Raw genomic sequence first — 19,472 nt, forward strand, 5'->3', positions numbered from 1 at the left:
TTAATTAGCTTCTTTGGCTTTGGCTGCTTTTTTTGCCTTAACTTCTTTGGCATGCTTAAGCGCCTTGGCACCGCTGACAACCTCAGTTATTTCCTGAGTTATCATCGCCTGCCTTTGCCTGTTATAGGTTCTTTGAAGATCCATTATCATCTTCTCGGCGTTTTTGTTGGCGTTATCCATCGCCATCATACGCGCGCTCTGTACACTGCAAAATGCTTCTACAAGCGCTCCGTATATAAATCCCGTAATATAATTGGGAACTATATTATCCAATACGGCGGAAGGACTGGGTTCCATCAGAAATTCCTCAAGCATTGTACCTGTAGGCACCTTCTCTTTTCTGATGTCCGTAATGATATCAAGCGGAAGGAGCTTTTGGAATCTGGTCTCCGTCTTATTGCCGTGAACCGTTGTATAAATGATGTAAAACTCATCAACCTGTCTTGTGTAGTAATACTCAAGTATCTCTGCCGCAATCTTTCTTGCTCTGTGAAGAGTGGGATTCTGAGATGTAAATATAAAAGATTCCTCAATCTTCATATTCTTTGTAGCAAAATGAAATCTTCCGACTTCGCCTATCACAAAGAGCTTCCATCTGTCACCGTCCTCTTTGATATGTTCCTCGGCAAGCTTGATAACATTGTGGTTATATGCGCCCGCAAGTCCCTTATCATCGGTAAAGACGATGTAGCCGCGTCTTCTATCTTCCTCGGGAATATCAAGCCTTGTCTCCAAAAAGATATTCTCAACTTCCTCAGGCAAATGCCTTACAATTCTGGATATCATAGCCTGAGTGGAAAAGAAAAACGGCTCGGTATCTGTCAGCATCTTCTTTGCTCTTTGGAGCTTGGTTGAAGATATGAGATACATCGCATTTGTAATTTTCCGGGTATCGTTGACACTTTCTATACGATCCCTGATCTCTTTAATAGTTGCCACTTGCTATTTCTTCCTTCAGTTTTTTGTTCTCCGCATCGTTAAACTCATCTACGGCGTCCAAAATTCTCTTTTTCAAAAGATCTGAAAGATCCCTGCTCTTGGTAAGATCCTCGCAGATCTCACCCTGCTCCGTATTAAAGTAAGTAAGAAGTCTTTCTTTATAATCTTTAACGCTCTTGACGGGAACCATATCAAGTTTTCCCGAACCTACGGCAACGAGTATGATAACCTGCTCATGCATCGCAAGAGGATGCTCAAGAGGCTGCTTTAAAAGCTCCATCAATACATTACCGTGATCAAGCTGTTTCTTGGTCGCTTCGTCCAGATCGGAACTGAACTGCGTAAACACAGCCATTTCTCTGTACTGCGCAAGATCTACTCTTATACTGCCCGCAGCCTTTTTCATTGCTTTGGTCTGCGCCGCAGATCCCACACGAGATACGGAAAGTCCGACGTTAACGGCAGGTCTCATTCCTTCAAAGAAAAGATCGCTCTCAAGGAAAATCTGTCCGTCGGTAATAGAAATAACATTGGTAGGGATATAAGCAGATACATCACCTGCCTGTGTCTCTATAATGGGAAGCGCCGTAATGGAGCCTCCTCCAAGCTCTGAAGATAACTTACTTGATCTCTCCAAAAGCCTTGAATGCAGATAGAATACATCTCCGGGATAAGCTTCACGTCCTGGCGATCTCTCAAGAAGGAGCGAAAGTGCTCTGTAAGCAACGGCGTGCTTGGAAAGATCGTCATATACTATAAGAACATCCTTGCCCTGGTGCATGAAATACTCTGCAAGAGCCGTTCCCGAATACGGTGCTATGTACTGAAGAGGCGCCATATCGGAAGCCGTTGAACTTACAACTATGGAATAAGCCATGGCTCCGGTCTTTTTAAGGGTCTGTACGATCTTGGCAACGGTTGATGCCTTCTGACCGATGGCAACATAGACGCAGATAACGTCCTTGCCCTTCTGATTGATGATCGTATCAAGTGCAATGGAAGTCTTACCGGTCTGTCTGTCGCCTATAATAAGCTCTCTTTGTCCTCTTCCTATAGGGAACATTGTATCTATTGATAAAATACCCGTTTCCATTGGTTCGCACACAGACTGCCTTTCAACGATACCGGGTGCGGGTTCCTCAACAGGTCTGTAGCCCGATTCCTTGATATCGCCAAGTCCGTCTATAGGCGCTCCGAGAGCATCGATAACTCTTCCTATAAAGGCTTCTCCAACAGGGATACCGGCCTCTTTATATGTTCTGACAGCTCTTGTTCCCTGTCTGATCGATGTATCATTACCAAAAAGAATGCATCCTATGTGATCGTCTCTTATATCCTGAGCCATACCTCTGGTACCGCCCTCAAACTCAATGATCTCACCGTAAAATGCATGTTCTATTCCGTCAATATTTGCAATGCCGTCTCCGACCCAGGTAACTGTTCCGACTTCACGGTCCTTAATGGAAAGATCAAATCTCTCAACCTTATTGCTGAGCATTGAGATGATCTTGCCCGTCTCTCTGTCGCCGGTCTTGCGGCTTATCTTATTAAGTTCAGCACGAAGCTGTTTGGCCCTTCCGGCATCCGACCAGTCATATTCATAGTTTTTGCAAGACACTATGAATCCGCCGCCGATGGAAGGATCGCATACAAGCTCAACCTCTATGTCATCAACTTCAAACTTCTTGCAAAGAACAGACTTGATCTTGTCAAACTGCTCTCCGCTCGGAGCCGTATCTGCATAGCGGAGCTTAGCTTTTAAAACATCACTCATTGTTTACTCCGGCTTCAATTATAAATTTGTCATACAGTTTTTTGTCATCTTCACTGCTGTGCTTGGTTGCCGCAATCTTGGAAGCCGCGTCGATAACCATGTCTGTAAGCTGAGCCGCATAAACTTCTTTTGCACGCTCATTCTCAACCTCGGCATTGTGCTTGGCTTCTACGAGGATCTGCTCTCCCTTTTTCTTGGCATCGCTAACTATACGATCATACTCAACATAGCCCTTCTTCTTGATCTCGGAAAGAATATGCTCTTTTTCAACATCAACGGACGCTATCTTATCCTCGTATTCTTTTTGCGTATTAAGAGCTTTCTGCTTGGCCTCTTCTGCTTCCAAAGTAGCTTCGTCAACCTCTTCCATTCTCTTTACAAGAATGGCATCTACTCTTCCAAAAAGAAACTTCTTGGCTACAAAGAACAAAAGCAAAAGATTAAAAACTGTACACCCAATACTTAAGATACTAACATTTAACACGTCTATACCCTCGTCTCTAATAGTTTAATCAAAGATCATGTAGAAAAGATAATCATAATAGCCACAACGAAGCCATAAATAGCTGTTGCCTCGGCAAGCGCGCATCCAAGAAGAAGAAGCTTCATGATCTTTCCGTCCGCTTCGGGCTGTCTTGCAACCGCATCAGTAGCCTTAGCTGTGGCAAGGCCGATACCGATTCCTGCTCCGATTCCTGTAAATGCTGCAATAGCTGCACCTAATGCTGTTAAATTCATCTTACTGTTCCTCCTTAGCGTCAAATATTACTCGACTGCTTCTTTTATATATAATGATGTCAAAAATACAAATACATACGCCTGTATTGCACCATCAAATATATCAAAATAAACACTTAATAATGCGGGGAAAATAACCGGCATAACATGCTTGATAAGTTCCATGATTACCGTCGCTCCCAAGATATTACCGAAAAGTCGCATGCACAAAGACAAAGGTCTTATGGCAAGCTCAAGTATGTTCATGGGCGCGATCACGGGCATCGGCTGTGCAAAGCCCTTAAACCACTTTCCTAGACCTTTCTTGCGAAGCCCTGCCGCTTCGACAAGAATTATACTCATAAGAGAAAGAGCTACCGTAACGGTCAGATCCATAGTCGGCGGAGTGGCTCCGAACAATCCGACCATATTGCAGGCACAGATAAAAATAAGTACCGTAGCCATATAGTCCTGATATCTGACGCCCTCTTCTCCGAGCATACCTCCCGTCACTCCTCTTATCCAGAGTACAAAGCTTTCAACGGCGGCCTGTCTTTTTGAAATATTGTGCACCTTAAAACCATGGGTAAGAAATAAGATTAAAAGAATAAGAATACCTATTACTATCCAAGAAACAACAACCGACTTATAAAGATCAAATAAACCGTTCCCGTAAGGAACATGAATAAATGCTTTATCTTCTTTAAGAAGTTCATTAAATAGTTCTTTCATACAGCTCTCCTGTTAATCAAAACTATAGACTATTATAGAATTTATGCGGTAATTGTGCAATCCTTTTCACGGTTAAAACATATTTTGCGCAAATAATATTCGCCACGCAGTTAAAGTTTTCTGAATATTCCGTCAAAAAGGACGAAGCTTCTCTGCCTCGTCCTTTCATGGATTTTATTTAACGTTCGCTTCAAAATTAGATGATCTCGATCGCATCCTTTTGAGCGTTTGCTTTGACGATCATCTTGTCATAAGTCTTTCTGTCGTTCTCTATTCTAAGAACAATTCCGTCTATGACGAATATGGTTCCGGCATAAGCCACTTCCGATATGACGGCCTGAGCGGCACTTCCTTTGTCGATTTCGGCTTGTATCCTTATCTTTTTGGCAGAAAGCTCTTTTATCTTAGCTTCTTTCATTCCGATAGCCGCGTTGATCTTGATCTTCCACTGCATCTTTTGCCTATCGACAGCGCCTGCTTCCTGGAGCTTAAGACTCTCTGTCTGAAGGGTTCTGAGATCCTCTTCCTCTCTGCTTATCATCTTTTGAATATTATTGTACTCAGTTAGGAGTGAACCGTTAACTCCAAGATTGATGATTGTCTTGGCACCTGACCTGTTTCCTACGGAAGCCGTTTCTATTCCGACAAGCGACTGGCACGTTCCGCCGTATATAATTCCGACACGTCCGTAAGTCTTTATAAGCCCGCTTGAGTTGATCTTACAGTTAATAAAGTAGTTACCGGATATATTCTTACCTGTGATCGTAACTCCCTCAAAGAACTTGGCGGAAATATCTCCTTTTGCAGTGATTGAACCTCTTATAGGACAAGTCGCACCACCTTTAATTATGACATTACCACCGCTCACGATCTCGGAGCTTTCCATATGACCACCGATAATAATATCTCCGGTAGCCTTGATATCACTGCTTGAATGAACGTCGCCCGTTACATATACAACGCCGTCATAATTGATCTTTTTATCCGTCACCTTAACTTCCGGAACGATCATTACCTTCTGAATATTGATCACACCGTCAACCATACTTATGGCGCCTGAATATTTCGCAACATAAGTAACTCTGTCGTTAAGGATCATAAAGCCTTCGCCCTTAAGTATCGGGATTTCTTTACCGTTTCTGGCTTTCAGAGCTTCTCCGAATACATTGTATCCGTCTTCACCCTTGGTCGCTCTGTGATAATAAGCAAGCTTATCGCCTACGCGAACCTGCTTAAGCGTATCCATATTGGAAAGATCGGCCGTACCGTCTTTTAATATTATAGGTTCGTTATTGGTCTCGGTATCAAAGAAGAAGTCATAATATCCGTCAACACCGTCAACAGGGCCTTTACCTGCGGCAACAACGTAATTCTCACCGGAATTGATATGCCGAAGCATCCTTTTGATGCCCTCTTTATCGATACCCATTCTGATCCTACATTTTAATAGGAAGTTAAATATCAGTTCTTCCGTATAAGAAGCACCGTCACTTCTAAGCGGAAGCTTTAACATACAGAGCATATCGTCTGCCGAGAAAGAAATATAATCATCCTTATGCGCCAGCATAGAATTAAGAAGCACAGCGTCATCACTGATACCCTCGGTTCTGTCCAGTGCAGCGGGACTATCAGCCGCAACCTTCCTTTCACCGCTGGTTATCTCACCCTTTTCAAGCTTCTCTCTTATGCGCCTCATATCGGTAGCGGTATACATCATCGTTGAATACTTACTGATATCAAGGCCTTCTTCTATGCCAAGCCTAATCTCACGCATCTGATCAGCCTGGTACAGAGGCTTTGCATAAGGCGAAATATCTATCTGATGCTCAAGTCCCGTTCTGAGCTCGTACATTTGCATCCATCCGTATGACGGATCTGCGTACTGACCGACATCAACACCGCTTTCAAGTCCGAGCCTTATTTCTTTGATCGCATCGCCTCTCATATCACCGGTTATATGACGGTCTATATCGATGCCTTCCTTTAAACAGATTCTGATCTGCTCAAGCTGTTCGGCATCAAAGCTGTCTTTTATGTATCTTTGAATATCAACCCCGTCAAGATGTGCAAGGTGAAGCTGCTCAAGTATATTTGCATTATATTTGGTGATCTCTCCGCCGCTGAATATGAGCCCGTCAACCGCGCTCTTTCTGACAGCTCTCATTTTCATATAAGGAATTGCCGGAGAAGCATAATGAGAAATATCGATACCGGCTTCAAGCCCCTTTCTAATCTCTCTCATCTGCATACTGTCATAAGACGGGTCCTGATAAAAGATAATGGGAACATCGTGATCTTTGGAAAGACCAATGCGCAATTCTCTCATCTGATCTGCCAGATACTCAGGTTTTGCATAAACCGTAACATCTATTCCCATAGCAATACCCTGGCGGATCTGTGAGAGCTGTTGAAGGTCAAAACCCTGTTCCCTATATGATGACATATCAATACCCTGAGACATCTCAAGACGAAGTTCTTCCATCTCCGTCCAAGGCATTTCAGGGTTAGTATATTTAGAAACATCTATTTTATCTGCAATACCCTTCCTTATCTCAGCAAGCTGGAGGGCATTAAAACCAAGAGCCTTAAGTTTCTCAACATCGGCTCCTAAGTTTGCACACAACTCTAATTCTCTCTCATAGGCGTTCTTATTAAAAGATTCAAGTCCGGCATAACTATTTAATTCATTCACAAGCTCATCATCCTGCACTGTCATAAATTTTATGCCCTCATAAGATAAAGAATATTCAGATTTCTTCCAAATATATATTAATTCTACCATACAATATGTACTTTTCTCAATAAACTGTAGTTTTAAAAGCTTTATGAAATAAAAATGAGATATTTTTTAAAAAAGTGTTGACATATTTTTTAATATCTATTAAAGTAATATTACGTTAGAGTTAATATTTAGCTCGGAGAGGTAATCAGGTATGAAAAAAAGAATAATAGTAACACTTATGTCAATTGCAATCGCAATTACATCTGTTGCTTGTGGGGACAAAGTACTGATTCAGCCGGCGACGCTTGGTACATCATCGGGGATTGAAGTCAAAGCGTCCGATGATGACTCGCTTGATGAGGCAGACAAATCTTCCACTGAGGTTTCAACAGATGCAAACTTCACATCCGGCGAAGTCATAGACAATGTTTATGAAAACGAATTCTTTAATGTTAAGATTCCTGTATCAGAAGGAATGGTGTTCGCGGATGAAGTTAAGGTTGCAGAACTTAACGGATTGGTTGATAACACTATCACCAATGAACAGCTGAAAGAAGCGATGGATAAGCAAGGCTCCCTTGCCGTAGCATATGCTACAGATAATAATCTTTCAGCCTTCACAGTTTCGATTGGTTCTGCAGGAAAAATCGCCACCGCTCTACTAAGCGAAAAGAAAATAATTGAAGCCAGCAAGGATTCTCTTATATCGCAGTACGAGGGAATGGGATTAACAGATATCAGCACATCGATTGAAAAGACCACTTTTATAGGAGAAGAACATGAATGTCTCTCAATGACGGGTACAGCTCAAGGCGTAACATTCCACGCCAAAGTCATTTGTCTTTTAAAAGATGGTTATATCGGAACATTCGCTGTCGGCGGTCCATCCGAAGAAGTTTGTATTATTTTGGACGGCGCCACTAAGCTTAATTGATATAGATAGAAATTATTGTTTGGGATTGATTAAAAAAGGGGAACAAAATCATGGAAAAAAGTATGGAAAAAGATCTTAAAAGATTAAATATGGAAGTTTATATTGTTGGAGCTATCATTTTTATAATTATCAATTTCTTTACCATGACACATTTTAACAAGACACATGCCGATGAGCCATACAGAATCGCTCACGACTACATGTACGAAGAACAAGAAGAATCACCTGCCGAAGAGGAAGTACTACCCAATGCAGGTTTTTCAAAAATGATTTCAGATTTAGATTTTAGTGAATAATAAGGAGAGAAAAAATGAAAAAATGTATTGAAAGAAAAATGGGAATTAAAAATATCTTAGCCTTGGCTTTGTCAGCGCTTACAATCTTCGGCGCATGCATGATCGGTCTTTCCAATGAAGCTTTTGCTGCAGGCAGCGTTGACGCATCCATTTTGGGATCTACTAACGGCAAATCCTATACAAACGAATATTTCGGAGTTAAGATTCCGTTATTCAAAAACTCAACAATCGGAACTGACGCCGATCTTGCAGCCGATAACGGAGTTGATCCCAACGGTTATTCCGCAGACAAGAGAATTGCTGCAATAAATGCCGGCGAGCATGTATATATTCAGCATTTCGAAAGCAACAATAATGTCGTTTCAATCGCTGTAGGAAAATTCGATTCAAAAGAAGAAAAACAGATTTTCATGAAGACTATCGCAAAAGAAGACCTTCAATCTACTATTGATGCATGGAATGAAGATCCCGATTTTACAATTTCCGAAAGCGGACTTAAAAAGATTAACTGTTTTGGTAAGGATCGTCCTGTAATCTTAGTTAAAGGACAATATGCCGGACGTAATTTTACATCCGCTCACACTTTCTATTTTAAAGACGATTGCTATATGGAAGTACTTATAGACGGATATGGTCGTAACCAGACAGAAGTTTTAAAGAAATCATCACTTTTAAAAAAGTAATATAAAAGAAATTATATAAAAACAAAAAGAAGGAAAATGAAAATATGAATAAGAAAATTATCGCTGCAATTGTTGCAGCCGCTACTATCCTCTCAGTTATGGGATGTTCTGATGAGGATCAGATCAATGAAACAGCAACTGAAACTGTCGAGGAATCCGGTAACACGGATGTAGAAATGAGTTCCGGTGTAGAAACCTCAATCGAATCTATTGATGTTGATTCTGAGTATGAATCACTCGAAGACACCGATATGGGATTTGATGAGACTTCAAGCGAAAACTCCGCTCCTGCTTCCAACGCATCCGCTTCTGCACAGGATCCTTCCGCAATGCTCGGCAAAACTGTAAAAGTAGGTGAAGCAGGCGTTTACGAAAACTCATTTTTAAATTTGAAAATGACTCTACCTGACAACGTATGGCTTTCGGAAGATGATTATTTTGCCAAGAAGAACAACGTTTCCGTAGCTGAATGGCCCGCTACTGCTATGCAGATGGTAGAATCAGGTTCACCTGTGCTTGTTCAGTACGCAGGACTTGATATGGATTCTTTTACAGTAACAATTTATAAGGATAATAATTTTAATCAGGATAAATTTCTTGAAATAGCAACAAACGATTATAAAAACACAAATGGCGATCTTCCTCCCACAAATATTACTTCTGAAACAAGAAGTACAAATTTCCTCGGAGAAAGTCATGATGTTTATACTTTCAAAGGTACTTTAGGTGAAGAGAATTATATTGCCAACTATCTCTTCTACTCTAAGGACGGATATGTTTACCTGTTTGAACTTAGCGGTTTTGCTGACTTTATCGACTATTTTGGAAAGACAACTTCATTAAACTAAATTAAATACATTTTACAAAAAGAGCTAAAACTGATACTCTTGATAAGGCGCTTATATAAAAAATAGGAAAGAGGGAAAACTATGAAACTTAGAAAAGTACTTGTATCAGTTTTAGCTTTATCTATGCTCTTTAGCGTGCCTACATTCGCATGCGAGAAATCTCACCATCATCACAAAAAAAATACAGAGGTATCAGCTGACGCTTCAACAGAAGCTTCTTCTACAGAGGACGCTGCTGCAGAAGCATCTTCTATTGAAGATGCAGCTACAGCAGAAACTTCAACAGATATCGCAGCTACAGATGCCAGCACTGAGGCTGTAATTGAAGAAGCTATCGAGAATAACTTCAACATCGGCGAAGTTAAAGGAAATGTTTATGAGAATTCTTTCTTCAACGTTAAGGTCGAAGCACCCGAGGATCTTAAGTTTAATGAAGAAGGTATCATGACACTTGTTGACAACTATTCAACAAGCCCCGTTGCAAAAGAGATTACTAAGAGAGTTATTGAAGTAATCCTCTCAGCAGATTATCCTGTACAGCTTCTTAATGCAAATAACAACTTTGATTCTTCAATGGATATTCACGTTGGTTATGTTGCCGACAACACAGACGATTATCTCAACGAAAAAGCTCTTATCGAGTCTAAGCTTGATTCTATCGTAAAAATGTTTGAGAATAACGGATTAACTGATGTAAAGACATCTGTTGGTACTACTACTTTCCTTGGCGAGGAGCACCCTTGCATGGATGTTACAGGAACCATCGAAGGCGTTAATTACAACCACAAATACGTTTGCATCCCTAAGGACGGATATGTTCTTGTAATCGGATTCGGCGGATTTGAGCAGAAGGATTTCGCTCCTATCGCAAACGCTACTAAGCTTAACTAATCTATTTTAAAAAAATCATAAAATAATATATAAGCGCCGGAAATAAAGACTTGTGGAGACACTAATCTCCTACAGGTCTTTTTTCTTGATTTCACATATACGATAGAACGTGATAAAGTATATATAACGCTTAATATAAAATAAAGGGAAAACGAGAATTACCATGAATAAATTACTGAATAAAAAGATAATAATTCCGGTACTTGCATTATCTATGCTGTTTTCAGCTCCCGCATATGCAACCGAAAAAACGAATGAGCTCCCTCAAAACGAGGCAAACGCGACAGAAACTCAAAACACCGTATTTACACTCGGTGAGATTAAAGACGGAGCCTATGAAAACTCATTTTTCAACGTACGCTTCCCTGTTCTTAAAGGAATGAAGTTCGATAGAGACGGAAAGCTCACGGAGCTGGGCAAAAAAGTATCCGATCCTGCCGCCGTAAATGCCATTATCGATCAGATCAACGGCAGCACACCTGTTATCCTAGCTAATGCGACCACCAACAAATCCTCGGTATTCACCGTTATAGCTACCTATGTTGGCAAGAACATAACAGATAAATACGATGAAAAAAGCATTGTTGAATCCAAGGCAAAGCAGGTAATAGACGATTATAACAATGTCGGTGGATTCAGCGATCTAAATGCAACCATAGATTCAATAGCTTTTCTCGGAGAGAAGCATCCTTCTTTAAATGTCACCGGAAAAGTCGACGGTGTAAACTTCAGGCAAAGATTCCTGTGTCTTACCAAAGACGGATATGTTATGCTTTTTTCTATAGCAGGAACCAATGACAGTCCATTTGGCCTGATCGATCAGGCAACAAGATTGTACTGATTCATGAGTAAGATTTGTGTTATCCGAAAAGTGCTGCTCTCGTCCGAGAACAGCACTTTTTTCAGATATACACAAAATTACTCTTTAAATCAATCTCCCTCTATAATAGCTAAGATTAAAATTCCAACTATAACTAAGAACAAAAAGAAATACTGTTTGGCTTTTAACTTCTCTTTTAAAACAAGTCGAGATAATATCAACGAAACCACACATACGGATGATATTATCGGTGCGGCGATAGCGCCGTTTCCACTCATGGCATAGACGTATGTGAATTGACCTGCAGTCTCGCATACAGCTGCAAGTATCTTATCTCTCTGCGTAGGCAGTTCAAATTTAACTCCCTTTACAAGCATAAAGATCATTAAAATAACCGCTACGATAAAGAAAGAAAGCTCATATGAAGTATTTGCTACCTCTTCTATCGTATCTTCCGTAACGCCAAATAAAGGGCTTGTTTCCATGTCTAAGAAATATATATCAAGAAAGCTTCCGAGCGCATCGATCATGGCGTAGCAAAAAGGCATTGCAAAGGCTATGATAGCCATCTTCTTTCCTATCTTCTTTTTCCTGTCCGTATCACCGGTATTATCCAAAAATCCGATTCCGAGAATACCAATAACGATGATTATTATAGCGACAACCGATCCTCTTGCTATAGTTTCTCCGAGAAACACAACGCACATAAGTGAACAAAGAGCTCCCGATGTGTTCTCTATTGGGTCTGAAATAGACTCTTCAAGAAATCTCATTCCAAAGAATGAAAACGCCATTGATACGATATAACAAAGAGATACGGGAAGGTATCTGATAAGATTTATCGGATCATAATTTATATCCTTGGTAATAAGCGTAAAGAGCGCATGTATTCCCATTACAACACCGACGCATACGCATATCTTAAGGTGAGCATACTTTTCATGCTCTCTTGCTCCCTTTTTATAAAAGAGCTCGGCCAGGCCCCATATAAAAGTCGTAGCCAATGCAAAAAACAACCACATAATTGTTTTCCTTTCTAATAAAAGGGCCGCCCAAACGGACAGCCCTTTCCTTATCACTATAGTTTTTCAACTATTAGTTCTTCTTTGAGTTGTTGTAAACCTTCTTAGCCTCTTCAAGTCCGGCTTTAAGACCTGCAAGACCAGCCTTAGCAACCTCAGCTGAAGTCTCAGCGAGCTCCTTAGCAATAGCCTCAGCCTTCTTAGCTGCCTCGTTGAGCTTCTCCTTAGTCTCATCGTCTACGAAAGACTTTGTATCAGCCTTGCTTGCCTTGTCAGCGATAGCAGCCTGAGCAGCAGCAAGTCTAGCAACAGGCACACGGAAAGGTGAGCATGATACATAGTCAAGACCGATCTTGTGGCAGAACTCAACTGATGAAGGATCACCACCGTGCTCACCACAGATACCAACGTGAAGAGCAGGATTAACGGGTTTACCAAGCTTAAGTGACATCTCCATAAGCTTACCAACACCAGTCTGGTCAAGCTTAGCGAAAGGATCGTTCTCGAAGATCTTTGTGTCATAGTAAGCATTGAGGAACTTACCTGCATCATCACGAGAGAATCCGAATGTCATCTGTGTAAGGTCGTTTGTACCGAAGCAGAAGAAATCAGCTTCCTTAGCGATCTCGTCAGCAGTAAGAGCAGCTCTGGGGATCTCGATCATAGTACCAACTTCGTACTCAAGCTTAGCGCCTGCAGCAGCGATCTCAGCGTCAGCTGTCTCAACTACTACCTTCTTAACGTACTTAAGCTCCTTAACCTCACATACAAGAGGAATCATGATCTCAGGCTTAACGTTCCAATCAGCGTGTGCCTTCTGAACTTCAAGAGCAGCACGGATAACAGCCTTAGTCTGCATCTTAGCAATTTCAGGATATGTAACTGCAAGACGGCATCCTCTGTGACCCATCATAGGGTTGAACTCGTGAAGAGAATTAATGATAGCCTTGATCTCTTCTACGCTCTTATTCTTAGCATCAGCGAGCTTCTTGATCTCGTCCTCTGTTGTAGGAACGAACTCGTGAAGCGGAGGATCAAGGAATCTGATTGTAACAGGGCATCCCTCAAGAGCCTCATAGAGAGCCTTGAAGTCATTCTGCTGATAAGGAAGAATCTTATCAAGTGCAGCTTCTCTCTCCTCTACTGTATCTGAACAGATCATCTCACGGAATGCAGCGATTCTGTCTTCCTCGAAGAACATGTGCTCTGTACGGCAAAGACCGATACCCTCAGCACCGAGCTCTCTAGCCTTCTTAGCATCAGCAGGTGTATCAGCGTTTGTACGAACCTTGAGTCTTCTGAACTCATCAGCCCAAGCCATGATACGTCCGAACTCGCCGGCGATCTGAGCGTCTACTGTTGCGATCTGTCCTTCGTAGATGTTACCTGTTGTACCATCGATTGAAATGAAGTCTCCCTCGTGGAACTCTTTTCCGCCAAGTGTGAACTTCTTGTTTTCTTCGTCCATGTTGATGTCGCCACAACCTGATACGCAGCACTCACCCATTCCACGAGCAACTACGGCAGCGTGTGATGTCATACCACCACGAACTGTAAGGATACCCTGAGCAGCCTTCATACCTGTGATATCCTCAGGTGATGTCTCAAGACGAACAAGAACAACCTTCTCGCCTCTCTCAGCCCACTCTACAGCGTCATCAGCTGTGAATACAACCTTACCGCAAGCAGCTCCGGGAGATGCACCAAGACCCTTTCCGATAGGTGTTGCAGCCTTAAGAGCAGCAGCATCGAACTGAGGGTGAAGAAGTGTATCAAGGTTACGAGGATCGATCATTGCTACAGCCTCTTCAGGAGTCTTGTGTCCCTCATCAACGAGGTCGCAAGCAATCTTAAGAGCAGCGGGAGCTGTTCTCTTACCGTTACGGCACTGAAGCATGTAGAGCTTCTTGTTCTCAACTGTGAACTCCATATCCTGCATGTCATGGTAGTGATTCTCAAGAGTATCACAAACCTTGATGAACTCAGCATAAGCCTCAGGGAACTCCTGCTCCATCTGAGCGATAGGCATAGGTGTACGAACACCGGCAACTACGTCCTCACCCTGAGCGTTGATAAGGAACTCACCCATAAGTTTATTCTCACCTGTAGCAGGGTCACGAGTGAATGCAACACCTGTACCGGATTCATTGTTAAGGTTACCGAATACCATAGGCATTACGTTAACGGCTGTTCCCCATGAATAAGGGATATCGTTATCACGACGATATACGTTAGCACGAGGGTTATCCCATGAACGGAATACAGCCTCGATAGCAAGCTTGAGCTGCTCTACGGGATCTGAAGGGAAGTCTTTACCAAGCTGGTTCTTGTACTCAGCCTTGAACTGCTCTGCAAGCTCCTTAAGATCAGCTGCTGTAAGGTCAACGTCGAACTTAACACCCTTCTTCTCTTTCATCTGGTCGATAAGCTGCTCGAAGTACTTCTTACCAACCTCCATAACTACGTCAGAGAACATCTGGATGAAACGACGATATGAATCATATACGAAACGCTCGAATGCAGGATCGGGGTTACCCTTGATCATTGCTGCAACTACTTCATCGTTAAGACCGAGGTTGAGGATTGTATCCATCATACCGGGCATAGAAGCACGAGCTCCTGAACGAACAGAAACAAGAAGAGGATTCTGAAGGTCGCCGAATTTCTTACCGTTGATCTCTTCCATCTTCTTAACGCCTTCCATAGCCTGAGCCATGATCTCGTCGTTAATCTTACGACCGTCCTCATAGTACTGTGTACATGCCTCTGTTGTGATTGTGAATCCCTGAGGTACAGGAAGACCAATACTTGTCATCTCAGCAAGGTTAGCACCCTTACCACCGAGAAGGTTACGCATTGTCATGTTACCTTCGTTGAACATATAAACCCACTTGTTCGCCATTGTTTTACCTTTCTTGCCATTCCTCTATAATGGCAACCTTTCATATATACATTTTTATTTATAACTACTGCGGTTCTTTTATCAAATAGTAAAAAGATGCAGTTAATTATCAAAGATTGGGGCCATCGGCCGGTATGAAACTATCGAAGATATAGATATCAAAGTTTCTCTTGGCTCTGTCGAGCTCTTCCTCACTCTTTATCGTCCATGCTGCGGTTAAATTCTTATATAAATGTCTGCACAGCCACAGCGACAAGTTATAAGGATATTTGTGGTTGTAAGCTATAAAATCGGGCTTAGCAAGCACATTAAGGAAAAGATATGTAAGGGAAAAATACAAAAATGTATTGAATTCTTCAGGCTTTTCCTTGTGGAACTCATCTGAAAGCTGTCCTCGCATGATACCGGGATTATGTCTCTTGTACCATATAAGTCCCAGAGGATTGAAAGATTCTATACAATAAACTCCCTTGTAATCTCTGAGAAGATTGTCTACCTTCGGGCATACCGAAAGGTCCTTAAGCTCAATCTTGAGCTCGATTATAAGCGGTATCTTGCCGTCTACAAGCTTAAGGAAATCTTCAAATTTGGGGATGCGCTCATTGGAATTAAGGAGCCTAAACTGCAATAGCTCTTCATAGGTATAATCGATAACCTTACCTTTTGCAGGTGTTCCGTCCTCATTCCTTGCCACTCTCTCAAGAGTGAAATCGTGGAATATAACAGGAACTCCGTCCTTAGAGAGCTGAACATCGCACTCTATTCCGTAGCCTGCATCAACAGCCTTCTTAAAAGCAGCCATTGAATTCTCGGGGGCCTCACTGTTGTTGTCATGAAGTCCGCGATGAGCATACAGCACTTTGACATGTGGTTCTCTGGAAGGTTTGCAGAACATCCTGGGCATTATCATGATAAAATATAGCGCGATCAAAATAACTGCAACAGCGCATAAAACCTCAAATAAGAACATTCAAACCACTTCCTAGTAATATAATTCGTAACGCGTCCGCTAAATATTTTACAGCCTAATTGTCTAATTGACAACAATAAATTGCAGAAAAATCAGTCATCTATATCAAAATTTTCCAAAATACTCTTCTTTTTATCCGGACGAGTGTCTCCGTGCTTGACCATGAGCATAGTCGCAAACGCAAATGCGGAGAAAATAAACGCATACGGGAAGAGTGTTTTGTAGGAAATATGCTCAAGCAAAAATCCCGAAAAAATAGGTGTAAACACCTGAGCAGCCATGGAGAAGGTATAATACATACCGGTAAATTTACCTATATCTCCAGCCTTACACATCTCCACAACCATGGGATATGAATTTACATTGATGGAAGCCCATCCTATTCCGACCATAATAAAGCATATATTAATAAGGGACGAAAAGCTGTGGAACATTCCGGCCGATATATATCCGGTTGCCATGATAACTATTCCTATTAAAATAGTCTTTTTCCTTCCGATCTTACCCGATATATATGCGATCGGCACATAGCTTAATGTGGCTGCGACAGTTGCAACCAAAAGGCATGTCGCATATGCTCCGTTTCTTAAATCCCATACTTCTACAACAAATCTGGAAAAAGCGGTTGTTACCGCATTGTAAGCCGTATACCAAAGAAATACCGATACCAGAAGGAACCTAAGGCTCTTTTCAACCTCTTTTGACACTGTAGTCTTTTCTCTGAAAGAGCACCCGTCTTCTTCAAGCTCATCTCCCAGCGATAAAAGACCGCCCTCTTCTTTTATCTTTTTCTTGATCGCATTCTCTTTAATGGTAAGAACAAGAATACCTATTCCGATAGCCATGCAGATAATGACACTCAAGGTAAAAGGCATGTAGTTTGTATCTGCCGGATTTGCAGCCTCTTTAAGCAAAAGCTTGGTCATAACAAGCACATAGATTCCGCCGAGAGTGCCCATTAAGTTGATGATCGCATTCGCGCTGCTTCGTACAGGTGCAGGCGTAAGATCGGGCATGAGCGAAACCGCAGGGGATCTGAATATTCCCATTGATATAAGAAGAAGTAAAAGAACTCCTATAAAAATAAGGAGGCTTCCGCTGTTTCTTGCCACGGCTATAAGCACGAACAAAAATATAATGGAAAGAACGGTTCCTGTGATTATGTAAGGCATTCTTTTACCAATCTTGGTCTCGGTCTTATCCGAAAGAGATCCGAAAAGCGGAAGAAGGAAAAGCGCAAGAACGTTGTCCATAGCCATAACCGCTCCCGTAGCGGTCTCTCCAAGGCCAAATGTATATTTAAGGATCTTGGGAATCTCATTGTCATAGAATTGCCAAAAGGCACAGATAGCAAGAAATGCAAAACCGATAAGTAAAGTTCTCTTGTAATTAAGCTTCATTTGATAGTCCCCTTTATGCGTATTAATAAGAAAACATTTTTCACGTCTATATATAATAGCTTATAATTACGGTAAAAACAATTGGCCGCGGATATATTGCATTTTATGGAAGATTCTCCTATAATACGAACTGTTGCAAAGATAATTGATTTTATTAAGTGAGGCTATTTTTAATGATAAGTGCTAATAACGTAACACTAAGAGTCGGTAAAAAAGCTCTGTTTGAGGATGTAAACATCAAATTCACCGAGGGTAACTGCTACGGAATCATCGGTGCAAATGGCGCAGGTAAATCTACATTTCTTAAGATCCTTTCAGGACAGATTGAGACAACAAACGGTGATATCGCTATAACTCCCGGTCAGCGTCTCTCTTTCCTTGAGCAGGATCACTTCAAATACGATGACAATGTTGTTCTTGATACCGTTATTGCTGGTAACGCAAGACTTTTCGAGATCAAGAATGAAAAAGACGCTATTTATGCAAAAGAGGATTTCTCAGACGAGGACGGAATCAGAGCAAGTGAGCTTGAGGCTGAATTTGCCGAGATGAACGGATGGGAAGCTGAGTCAGATGCAGAGTCTCTTCTTAACGGACTTGGTATCGAGACAGAGAATCACTACAAGCTCATGAAAGATCTTGACGGTAACCAGAAGGTCAAGGTCCTTCTTGCAAGAGCTCTTTTCGGTAATCCCGATATTCTCCTTCTCGACGAGCCTACCAACCACTTGGATCTCGATGCCATCGCATGGCTCGAGGAGTTCCTTATCAACTTTGAGAACACCGTTATCGTAGTATCTCATGACCGTTACTTCCTTAATAAAGTTTGCACATATATCGCAGATATCGACTACGGCAAGATCCAGCTCTTTGCCGGTAACTATGACTTCTGGTATGAGTCTTCACAGCTCATGATCAGACAGATGAAGGAAGCCAATAAGAAAAAAGAGGAACAGATCAAGGAACTTAAAGAGTTCATCGCTCGTTTCTCTGCTAACGCAAGTAAATCCAAGCAGGCTACTTCACGTAAGAAAGCTCTTGAGAAGATCGAGCTTGATACTATCAAGCCTTCAAGCAGAAAATATCCTTATATTGATTTCAGACCCGAAAGAGAGATCGGTAACGAGGTACTTACAGTTGACGGAATCTCCAAGACCATCAACGGAGAAAAGGTACTTGATAACATCTCATTCGTTGTTCAGCACGATGACAAGATCGCATTTGTCGGCGGCAATGAGCTTGCAAAGACTACTCTCTTCCAGATCCTTACAGGTGAGATCGAGCCCGATGAGGGAACTTATAAATGGGGTGTAACTACATCTCAGGCTTATTTCCCCAAGGACAGCACTAAGGAATTCGACAATGACTACAATATCACAGAGTGGCTTACAGGATATTCAGAGATCAAGGACGCTACATACGTAAGAGGTTTCCTTGGACGTATGCTCTTTGCCGGTGAAGACGGTGTTAAGAAGGTTAAAGTCCTTTCCGGAGGAGAAAAGGTTCGTTGTCTCCTTTCAAAGATGATGATCAGCGGTGCTAACTGCCTCATCTTCGATGAGCCTACAAACCACCTCGACATGGAATCAATCTCCGCTCTTAACGACGGAATGATCAAGTTCCCCGGAGTTGAGCTTTTTGCTTGTCGTGACCACCAGGTAGTTCAGACTACAGCCAACAGAATAATGGAGATCCTTCCCGACGGAACACTTGTTGACAAGCGCTCTACCTATGATGAGTATCTTGAAAGTGACGAGATGGCAAGAAAACGTACAGTTTATAATACAGTAGCTGAGGAAGAGGAAGACGACTGATAAAGTTA

The 19,472-nt window shown here is 41.8% G+C and carries 17 protein-coding genes; 7 read left to right on the forward strand and 10 right to left on the reverse strand.

Annotated features, from left to right (window positions below):
• From atpG to D6856_RS11580, 6 genes are all read right to left on the reverse strand, one after another.
• On the reverse strand, positions 1 to 939 hold the full coding sequence (gene atpG / locus D6856_RS11555; RefSeq protein WP_120687004.1) for an ATP synthase F1 subunit gamma: 939 nt from the start codon (positions 937 to 939) through the stop codon (positions 1 to 3).
• Positions 926 to 2,713 carry a F0F1 ATP synthase subunit alpha gene (gene atpA / locus D6856_RS11560; protein WP_120687005.1) on the reverse strand — a complete coding sequence of 596 codons (1,788 nt, stop codon included), beginning with the start codon at positions 2,711 to 2,713 and terminating at the stop codon, positions 926 to 928. Before atpA ends, atpG begins: the two co-directional genes overlap by 14 nt.
• Positions 2,706 to 3,197, reverse strand: coding sequence for an ATP synthase F0 subunit B (locus D6856_RS11565; RefSeq protein WP_158588921.1), 492 nt, complete (start codon positions 3,195 to 3,197; stop codon positions 2,706 to 2,708). The genes atpA and D6856_RS11565 overlap by 8 nt, the downstream gene beginning before the upstream one ends.
• A 35-nt stretch (positions 3,198 to 3,232) precedes the next feature.
• The gene (gene atpE / locus D6856_RS11570) at positions 3,233 to 3,451 is read right to left on the reverse strand and encodes an ATP synthase F0 subunit C (RefSeq protein ID WP_092243006.1); all 219 of its coding nucleotides are present in this window, start codon (positions 3,449 to 3,451) and stop codon (positions 3,233 to 3,235) included.
• A 27-nt stretch (positions 3,452 to 3,478) separates the two neighbouring features.
• Positions 3,479 to 4,162 carry a F0F1 ATP synthase subunit A gene (locus tag D6856_RS11575; RefSeq protein ID WP_092243007.1) on the reverse strand — a complete coding sequence of 228 codons (684 nt, stop codon included), beginning with the start codon at positions 4,160 to 4,162 and terminating at the stop codon, positions 3,479 to 3,481.
• A gap of 196 nt (positions 4,163 to 4,358) precedes the next feature.
• Positions 4,359 to 6,878, reverse strand: a complete 2,520-nt coding sequence (locus D6856_RS11580) for a DUF342 domain-containing protein (protein ID WP_158588922.1) — start codon at positions 6,876 to 6,878, stop codon at positions 4,359 to 4,361.
• Positions 6,879 to 7,095: 217 nt separating this feature from the next.
• Between D6856_RS11580 and D6856_RS11585 the strand changes: the two genes are divergently transcribed.
• The 6 genes from D6856_RS11585 (at position 7,096) to D6856_RS11610 (ending at position 11,377) form a co-directional block, all read left to right on the forward strand.
• A complete protein-coding gene (locus D6856_RS11585) occupies positions 7,096 to 7,818 on the forward strand; it encodes a hypothetical protein (protein ID WP_120687008.1) in 723 nt (240 codons plus the stop codon).
• A gap of 50 nt (positions 7,819 to 7,868) precedes the next feature.
• The gene (locus D6856_RS11590; protein ID WP_092243019.1) at positions 7,869 to 8,114 is read left to right on the forward strand and encodes a hypothetical protein; all 246 of its coding nucleotides are present in this window, start codon (positions 7,869 to 7,871) and stop codon (positions 8,112 to 8,114) included.
• Positions 8,115 to 8,128: 14 nt separating this feature from the next.
• Complete coding sequence (locus tag D6856_RS11595) at positions 8,129 to 8,797, forward strand: hypothetical protein (protein WP_120687009.1); 669 nt, start codon at positions 8,129 to 8,131, stop codon at positions 8,795 to 8,797.
• Between the two features lie 44 nt (positions 8,798 to 8,841).
• Entirely contained in the window at positions 8,842 to 9,645 is an 804-nt protein-coding gene (locus D6856_RS11600; protein ID WP_120687010.1) for a hypothetical protein, read from the forward strand.
• Positions 9,646 to 9,726: 81 nt separating this feature from the next.
• On the forward strand, positions 9,727 to 10,536 hold the full coding sequence (locus D6856_RS11605; RefSeq protein WP_120687011.1) for a hypothetical protein: 810 nt from the start codon (positions 9,727 to 9,729) through the stop codon (positions 10,534 to 10,536).
• Positions 10,537 to 10,699: 163 nt separating this feature from the next.
• Positions 10,700 to 11,377, forward strand: a complete 678-nt coding sequence (locus D6856_RS11610; RefSeq protein WP_120687012.1) for a hypothetical protein — start codon at positions 10,700 to 10,702, stop codon at positions 11,375 to 11,377.
• Between the two features lie 89 nt (positions 11,378 to 11,466).
• On the opposite strand, the gene D6856_RS11615 is transcribed toward D6856_RS11610, so the two are convergent.
• From D6856_RS11615 to D6856_RS11630, 4 genes are all read right to left on the reverse strand, one after another.
• Positions 11,467 to 12,378, reverse strand: coding sequence for a DMT family transporter (locus tag D6856_RS11615; RefSeq protein WP_120687013.1), 912 nt, complete (start codon positions 12,376 to 12,378; stop codon positions 11,467 to 11,469).
• 73 nt (positions 12,379 to 12,451) lie between these two features.
• Positions 12,452 to 15,280, reverse strand: coding sequence for a pyruvate, phosphate dikinase (gene ppdK / locus D6856_RS11620; protein WP_120687014.1), 2,829 nt, complete (start codon positions 15,278 to 15,280; stop codon positions 12,452 to 12,454).
• Between the two features lie 109 nt (positions 15,281 to 15,389).
• Positions 15,390 to 16,250 carry a glycerophosphodiester phosphodiesterase family protein gene (locus tag D6856_RS11625; protein ID WP_120687015.1) on the reverse strand — a complete coding sequence of 287 codons (861 nt, stop codon included), beginning with the start codon at positions 16,248 to 16,250 and terminating at the stop codon, positions 15,390 to 15,392.
• Positions 16,251 to 16,342: 92 nt separating this feature from the next.
• Positions 16,343 to 17,650, reverse strand: coding sequence for an MFS transporter (locus tag D6856_RS11630; protein WP_092243045.1), 1,308 nt, complete (start codon positions 17,648 to 17,650; stop codon positions 16,343 to 16,345).
• Between the two features lie 173 nt (positions 17,651 to 17,823).
• On the opposite strand from D6856_RS11630, the gene D6856_RS11635 reads away from it, so the two are divergent.
• Complete coding sequence (locus tag D6856_RS11635; protein ID WP_120687016.1) at positions 17,824 to 19,464, forward strand: ABC-F family ATP-binding cassette domain-containing protein; 1,641 nt, start codon at positions 17,824 to 17,826, stop codon at positions 19,462 to 19,464.
• Positions 19,465 to 19,472: the final 8 nt, after the last annotated feature.

Origin of the sequence: Butyrivibrio sp. XB500-5 (assembly GCF_003625505.1) — a bacterium.
Lineage (GTDB): Bacteria > Bacillota > Clostridia > Lachnospirales > Lachnospiraceae > Butyrivibrio.